The organism is Enteractinococcus helveticum, from assembly GCF_020742345.1.
Classification (GTDB): domain Bacteria; phylum Actinomycetota; class Actinomycetes; order Actinomycetales; family Micrococcaceae; genus Yaniella; species Yaniella helvetica_A.
In genome coordinates this window covers 22,340-29,107 of record NZ_DYXC01000024.1, presented here as the reverse complement: position 1 = coordinate 29,107, position 6,768 = coordinate 22,340, and the positions used below count along the sequence as shown (strand labels likewise).

At 54.6% G+C, this 6,768-nt stretch carries 7 protein-coding genes and 1 pseudogene; 4 read left to right on the top strand and 4 right to left on the bottom strand.

Annotation, left to right across the window (positions count from 1 at the left end):
* Window positions 1-529 (bottom strand): annotated as a pseudogene (locus K8V32_RS01455) (integrase catalytic domain-containing protein); the annotation flags it as partial.
* Window positions 530-725: 196 nt separating this feature from the next.
* On the opposite strand from K8V32_RS01455, the gene K8V32_RS01450 reads away from it, so the two are divergent.
* The gene (locus tag K8V32_RS01450; protein ID WP_303901762.1) at window positions 726-1,163 is read left to right on the top strand and encodes a hypothetical protein; all 438 of its coding nucleotides are present in this window, start codon (window positions 726-728) and stop codon (window positions 1,161-1,163) included.
* Window positions 1,164-1,169: 6 nt separating this feature from the next.
* Here K8V32_RS01450 and glpX read toward each other — a convergent pair whose 3' ends face one another.
* Window positions 1,170-2,174, bottom strand: coding sequence for a class II fructose-bisphosphatase (gene glpX, locus K8V32_RS01445; RefSeq protein ID WP_303901759.1), 1,005 nt, complete (start codon window positions 2,172-2,174; stop codon window positions 1,170-1,172).
* A gap of 234 nt (window positions 2,175-2,408) precedes the next feature.
* Between glpX and K8V32_RS01440 the strand changes: the two genes are divergently transcribed.
* The 3 genes from K8V32_RS01440 (at window position 2,409) to K8V32_RS01430 (ending at window position 5,134) form a co-directional block, all read left to right on the top strand.
* Complete coding sequence (locus K8V32_RS01440) at window positions 2,409-2,972, top strand: DUF4245 family protein (RefSeq protein WP_303901756.1); 564 nt, start codon at window positions 2,409-2,411, stop codon at window positions 2,970-2,972.
* Between the two features lie 52 nt (window positions 2,973-3,024).
* Window positions 3,025-3,645 (top strand): carbonic anhydrase, encoded by a 621-nt coding sequence (locus K8V32_RS01435; RefSeq protein WP_303901755.1) that lies wholly within the window; start codon window positions 3,025-3,027, stop codon window positions 3,643-3,645.
* Between the two features lie 67 nt (window positions 3,646-3,712).
* On the top strand, window positions 3,713-5,134 hold the full coding sequence (locus K8V32_RS01430) for a class II fumarate hydratase (protein ID WP_303901752.1): 1,422 nt from the start codon (window positions 3,713-3,715) through the stop codon (window positions 5,132-5,134).
* Window positions 5,135-5,372: 238 nt separating this feature from the next.
* Here the strand turns inward: K8V32_RS01430 and K8V32_RS01425 are convergent, their stop codons facing one another.
* Both K8V32_RS01425 and K8V32_RS01420 read right to left on the bottom strand, forming a co-directional pair.
* Window positions 5,373-5,894: a prepilin peptidase gene (locus K8V32_RS01425; protein ID WP_303901749.1), complete on the bottom strand. Its 522-nt coding sequence runs from the start codon at window positions 5,892-5,894 to the stop codon at window positions 5,373-5,375.
* Window positions 5,895-5,961: 67 nt separating this feature from the next.
* Window positions 5,962-6,759: an isoprenyl transferase gene (locus K8V32_RS01420; RefSeq protein ID WP_524536666.1), complete on the bottom strand. Its 798-nt coding sequence runs from the start codon at window positions 6,757-6,759 to the stop codon at window positions 5,962-5,964.
* Between the last annotated feature and the right edge of the window lie 9 nt (window positions 6,760-6,768).

Here is a 6,768-nt window from a genome sequence, read left to right as displayed (position 1 = left end):
CGAAAAACCCGGGTTCGTCTTCGACTTCGTCGCCGGCTTTGCGTACCGTAATCGAGTTGCGCAACAGGGCCCCGGGCTTGGTGGTGGCAATCCCTTTGAGCTTCAGCCGGTCGCGTTCAGCTTTCAGATACCGGTCAATAGTGGCAGCACTCATAGACAACAATTGGGTACGCACTGTGGGGTTGTACCCGGATCGGCCAACGGCGATCTCATCGTGGGCTTCTAATGCATCCAGCCAGATCAACAGGACGGCAGCCATGTATTTGCCCGAGGGCATGCCCATCAACCGCCACACCCGAATCAGTTGTTTTTTCGCGTTGGCCGAATACTTGGTAGGTTTATGCTTCCGACGGTCGAAGCGCACCACGTTGCTCACCCCGATGGTCTTGGACGTCAGATACCGACGTGCCGTGGATCGGCCCAGCCCAGTGGAGGCACAAAACTGATCCAAGATCGCCGACTTCTCAGACTTGCTGCCAGTCCGGTAATCCGTGCGTAATTGCTGAGTGACGTCAATCCGAGTACTCATCGAAACAATATCCTTATCCATGCGTTCAGACTATGGCTTCGCGCTCACGATCCGTGAGGCACGACATGAGCTACGCGCTCAATATGAATAAGGTACGTCGCACGCTTGACTGGCTCTTCCTGCCGGTTATCCTAAGTATTAACAGCAGTTTTATAACAAAATAGGGGATCCATTGCACCACATTTTTAACTCACAATTGAGTCCAACGACACTTCGTGCCGCCCTTGTCGCCACGGTTTCTGCCATCTGTGTGATGGCCTTAGGGTTCGCACCGGTTCCCCAACTGTGGTATTTTCTGGTCGGCGGAATAGTGGTCGTGACCGTCACCTTCGCCACCGGACCAAAGCCCACGGATACGTCGGTGGCGCTACCATCCATATTCATCGCCGTCATCCCGGCCTTACTTCCAGTGGTATTTCGTAATACTTCGCTCATCTGGGCCATCACGCCTGTCCTAGCGTTCGTGACGGCAACAGCCACCTGGATGCTGGTGACGAATCGTTATCCCGAAACCACAGTTGAAGAAGCAGTGGAATCAGAAACCACCGACCGGGTGTTTGAAGATGAACTGGCACCAAAACGGGAAGAAAAAACCGCGGTCACCAACGATGACTCGTCGGCAACCGCGGCATAAAACGTTTTAGTGCTCTTTCTTCCATTTCGCCGGACGGTGCTCGGCCTCAATGGTGCGCACCGTCCCGGTCTGACCGCGCATCACAATCGACTGGGTCTCAATCCGATTTGAGAAGTACCGGGTACCGCGCAGCAGGTCACCATCGGTAATGCCCGTCGCAGCAAAGTAACAGTTTTCGGTGGAGACCAGATCATGCGTAGTCAAAATGGCGTCCAAATCATGACCAGCATCAATAGCTTGCTGACGTTCTTCGTCGTCAACCGGGGCAAGACGCCCCTGAATCATCCCACCGGTAGCTTTGATTGCACACGCCGTGATGATGCCTTCAGGGGTGCCACCGGTTCCCAATAAGATATCGACATCGGTATTGTGGCGTGCTGCAGCAATACCTCCGGCCACATCGCCGTCCATAATGAATTTCACGCGGGCACCAGCCTCGCGGATTTCTTTGACTAGACCGTCGTGACGCGGCCGGTCCAGGACACACACGTTGAGCTGGGAGACTTTCTTGTCCAAGGCTTTGGACAGCAGCAACAGGTTTTGTTTGACAGGCAGACGCAGGTCAACCAGATCGGCAGCTTCTGGACCGACAACCATTTTTTCCATGTAGAACACGCTCGAGGCGTCATACATCGAACCACGTTCAGCCACCGCCATCACGGACAGGGCGTTATTGTAACCCATCGCCGTCAGCGTGGTGCCATCGATCGGGTCCACTGCCACATCGACCTTCGGACCTAAACCGTCACCAACGCGTTCACCGTTGTACAGCATGGGGGCTTGGTCTTTTTCGCCTTCACCGATAACAACGGTGCCGTCCATATGCACGGTGTGCAGGAATGCGCGCATCGCATCGACTGCGGCCCCGTCGGCAATGTTTTTTTCACCAAAGCCAACCCACTCAGAAGCAGCAATTGCCGCAGCCTCGGTCACTCGGACCAGCTCCATAGCCAGGTTGCGGTCCTGTGTACCGGCACCTTTCGTTTGCTGGGCCGAAGCTTTATTCGTCATGTACGTACTCCCGAAAACTTGGTGGGTTAGAGAAAATTTTCGTTCCTAGTCTATCGGAATGTCCTCTCACCCAAATTTGGTGGCACAATAGGGACGTAGAGTTTTAAGTTCTTGTGTTGTTGCAAAGGAAAAAACATCACTACCAATCACGACCGTGTCGACACCAGCCCGGCTGCTGCTGGACCCGATGAACCGGCGCCCAAGCCAAAACTGACCAAGTCGCAAAGCGAGCGGATGAGCCAAACTGCCAAGGCCATGACGTATTCAGTCTTGGCGACCTTGGCGATTGTGCTGGCGTTTATGGCGTTGAATCCCCAGTCCAATAACGAATTTGATCCGGGCGTGGATGTCACAGCGGCCCAGTCGGAAGTTGCCAAAGTCGCAGCATTTACGCCGGTTACGGTCAACGCACCCGACACCTGGCGTGCCAATTATGCACGCTGGAATTCGGGTTCCCTTGACGACGTACCGGCTTGGAATGTCGGATTTTTGACCGAGGACGAGGAATTCTTCGGGGTTTCCCAGACATCGAATGCCACCGATGGCTGGATCCGAGACAAGATCAAACCTGCGGGGAATTCCACAATGGTGACCATTGCCAACCACGACGTCGAACGCTGGGTCGGACGCGATGAGCATATCTATTTGGTTGCTCGGTTCGATCAACCTGCAACAACGAATGACCGTCCAGCTGATTCAATCGAACCGTCGGACACCATGACGCTGATCATCTCCGGTTCCATGGAAGAAGAAACTCTGCACCAATTGGCCGCTGAACTCATCAACCAGTACCGCTAAAACACCCCGACACCGCACACTATCCCCGTGTGGGTCCAACCGAAGGAGCCCCTTGTCAACAACGCTGACACCCCAACAAGCGTGGGAACAACTCAAAGCCGGCAACCGACGGTTCGTCGATGGAACGGTTGATCATCCGCACCAGGACGCCGGATGGCGCGCAACACTGGAGAACTCACAAAGCCCGCACGCTGTTATTTTTGGCTGTGCCGACTCACGCCTTGCCGCGGAGATTATTTTTGACGTCGGACTGGGCGACGTTTTTGTCATTCGTACCGCCGGCCAAGTCATTGACGACGCCGTCCTCGGCTCACTACAGTTCGCAATTGAAGAAATTGATGTTCCCTTGATCATCATTCTGGGACACGACAACTGCGGTGCTGTCACAGCAGCGGTCGAGGCCGTACAAACCGCCGTCATGCCAAAAAGTTTTATGCGTTCACTGGTAGAACGCATCATGCCATCAGTAATGGCAGCACGGTCCAAGGGCATCACCGATGTCAATGGCACCGTGGAAGAGCACACGGACCAAACCGTTCACCGGGTTGTAGATACTTCCTATGCAGTCGCACAGGCCGTTAAAGAGGGCCGAACCGCTGTTATGGGGGTAACATATTCGCTGTCCGATGGCTCTGTGAAAATCGGTGATATTTTAGGTCCGGTAAATCCCTGACTACCTGGCTTGGCACCAAGCCGAACATAAATAACCCGGGGGCGCTCCCCCACCTAGGATGAGGATTATGACAACGAAGTCTAATGATCAGCAATTCCGTATCGAACACGACACCATGGGTGAAGTCCGAGTGCCGGTCAATGCACTGTATTCGGCTCAAACCCAACGAGCAGTAGAAAACTTCCCAATTTCAGGTCAGGGGCTGGAACCCGCGCACATTCACGCACTGGGCATGGTCAAAAAAGCCTGTGCCATTGCAAATAATGAGCTGGGTGTCATCACCGATGAACAAGCAAAGGCCATCACCAACGCTGCTGATGCGATTATTGCTGGTAACCACGATGACCAGTTCCCTATCGACGTCTTCCAGACCGGTTCGGGTACCTCTTCGAATATGAACACCAACGAGGTCATTGCCAGTCTGGCGAACCAGGCGTTGGAAGCTGCCGGTTCTGAAACCACGGTGCACCCGAATGACCACGTGAACGCATCACAGTCCTCCAACGATGTGTTCCCAACCTCAGTCCACGTTGCGGTGACCAATGCGCTGATCAATCAGCTCAAACCGGCCCTGGCATACCTGGCTGAATCACTTGAGCGTAAGGCCGAAGAATTCTCCGACGTCGTCAAAGCTGGTCGCACTCACCTCATGGATGCCACCCCGGTCACCATGGGCCAGGAATTCAGTGGTTATGCCGCTCAGATTCGCTACGGCATCGAACGCATCGATTCCTCCTTGCCACGCGTTGCTGAAGTACCCTTGGGCGGTACCGCCGTCGGGACCGGCATCAACACTCCGTTGGGCTTCTCTGAACGTGTCATCGAGATCCTGGCCGAAGAAACTGGCTTGCCGCTCACCGAAGCACGCAACCACTTCGAAGCCCAGGCCAACCGTGACGGACTGGTGGAAGCCTCCGGCCAGCTGCGCAACATTGCCTACTCACTCCTGAAGATTAACAACGACTTACGCTGGATGGGTTCGGGCCCGAACACCGGGCTGGGCGAATTGTTCATCCCAGATTTGCAGCCAGGGTCTTCGATCATGCCTGGTAAGGTCAACCCTGTCATCGTTGAAGCCGTCTCCATGGTGTGTGCCCAGGTTATCGGTAACGACACCACCGTGTCGCTGTCTTCAACCAACGGTGCCTTCGAGCTCAACGTCGGTATCCCGGTCATGGCCTCCAATCTGTTGGAATCCATCCGACTGCTGACGAACTCTTCTCGTGTCATGGCAGATAAGATGATCGACGGCCTACAAGCCAACGTCGAACGCACGGCATTCCTAGCAGGAGCTTCCCCATCAATTGTGACCCCTCTGAATAAGATCATCGGGTATGAGGCTGCCGCAGAAATCGCCAAGCATTCGGTTGCTCAAAAGATTACCGTTCGTGAAGCCACCATTGCACTGGGCTATGTTGAACGCGGTGAGATCACCGAGGCACAGCTGGATGAAGCACTTGATCCAATGTCGATGACTCGCCCAAGTTAGTCTCAAAGCTTTGACAACGTCGTCCCCGCCCTTGTGCGGGGACGACGCGTTTAATGCTTGATCAACACGCCGGCAGAGTCCAACGGTGCAGCTGTTGAGCTGTCCGATGGTCGCTTGTGGCATACTCGTCAGCCGCGCGCCATCGAAGCTGGGGCACAACGGCATTTATAAACGGTCACGTGATAGACCTCGGGCTTTTGGCACCTAGACGATACTGTTGGTCGTGCAGTGCAATTTCTTACATGAGCAGGATCAGTAAACAGCCCACGAGCATGGCCGGTCCGAATGCAATCCGAGTCGATTTACTAGCTCCGCGGAATAAGACGAGGAATACGGCTTGCACTCCTCCGATCAGAAAGGCCAGCACAAAGCCTGCGATCAATGCGTCAATCCCAAGAAAGCCGGTGTAGAGCCCAAGCCCTGCGGCCAGCTTTACATCACCCATCCCGATGCCTGCTCGGGTGACCACATGCAGGATAAACATTGCCATGCAGTAGGCCATCGCGCCGACGAGTGTAGGGATCGCACGACCGTGTAGTAATGAATCACTGCTGGCAGTCAATGTGCTGGTCAGCAACAAGGCCGTCGCTCCGATGGCTAGCGTGCCAGTCAATGCGTTCGGGAGTCGGTGTTCACGCACATCAATGACAAACAGCGCCACCCCACAGACAGCGAATAATACTAGAGCTGCGAACAGACTAATGAGAGGCAACAACTCGGGAGAGGTTTGGGCCAGTTCTTGAGCTACCAAATCGATCACGTCAGCAACCTTAGCTAACGTTAGCGTTCAGCAGGAGTGTCCAAGGCTCTGGTGTGGATAACCTGGGCTAGGAGCCGTAACGACGATTACGGCTTGCGTAATCGCGTAAAGCCCGCACAAAATCCACCCGACGGAATGCAGGCCATAGAGCCTCACAGAAATAAAATTCAGAATACGCCGACTGCCACATCAAAAATCCAGACAACCGTTGTTCCCCCGAAGTCCGAATGACCAGGTCAGGATCCGGCTGACCACGAGTATAGAGCCGATCTGAAATGGCATTGACGTCGAGGCCTTCGATGGCCTGATCAAGGGTATAACCAGCCTCGGCGGCATCTGTGAGATACGCCTTGGCTGCATCTACAATTTCCTCGCGCCCGCCATAACCGATGGCAACGTTGACGTGGACGCCTTCATGGTGTCTGGTCGCGGCGGCTGTTTCGGTCAAAAGCTCAGCCAAATCGGACGGGAGAATACCCAAGTCTCCCACCGGATGAACTTTAAGTTGTGTGCCATCGGCTAGTCCTGCACCCAGTTGGCGCAGCGTGTTAGCGATAATACGGATCAGCGGTTCCAGCTCAGCCTTTTCGCGGTTGAGGTTTTCGGTGGACAGCATATACAACGTGACCACCGGAATGTTGAATTCTGCCACCCAGTGCAAGAATTCGTGAATTTTCTCGGCCCCAACTTGATGCCCATAGGCAGTTGAGGCACCCGATTGTTTTGCCCATCGACGATTTCCGTCCAGCACGACACCAATGTGATTTGGCAGCTGGTCGGACTGCAAACTGCGAGCCAGACGTCGTTCGTAAAAACGGTAGACAACATCAGGGACTCGCAGCGTCCGATGTGGAGAGACTCCCATGCGCTATGA

Coding starts and splice junctions, on each gene's coding strand:
- K8V32_RS01430 (WP_303901752.1), top strand. CDS start 3,713: ATGACAACGAAGTCTAATGATCAGCAATTCCGTATCGAACACGACACC.
- K8V32_RS01440 (WP_303901756.1), top strand. CDS start 2,409: ATGAGCCAAACTGCCAAGGCCATGACGTATTCAGTCTTGGCGACCTTG.
- K8V32_RS01420 (WP_524536666.1), bottom strand. CDS start 6,759: ATGGGAGTCTCTCCACATCGGACGCTGCGAGTCCCTGATGTTGTCTAC.
- glpX (WP_303901759.1), bottom strand. CDS start 2,174: ATGACGAATAAAGCTTCGGCCCAGCAAACGAAAGGTGCCGGTACACAG.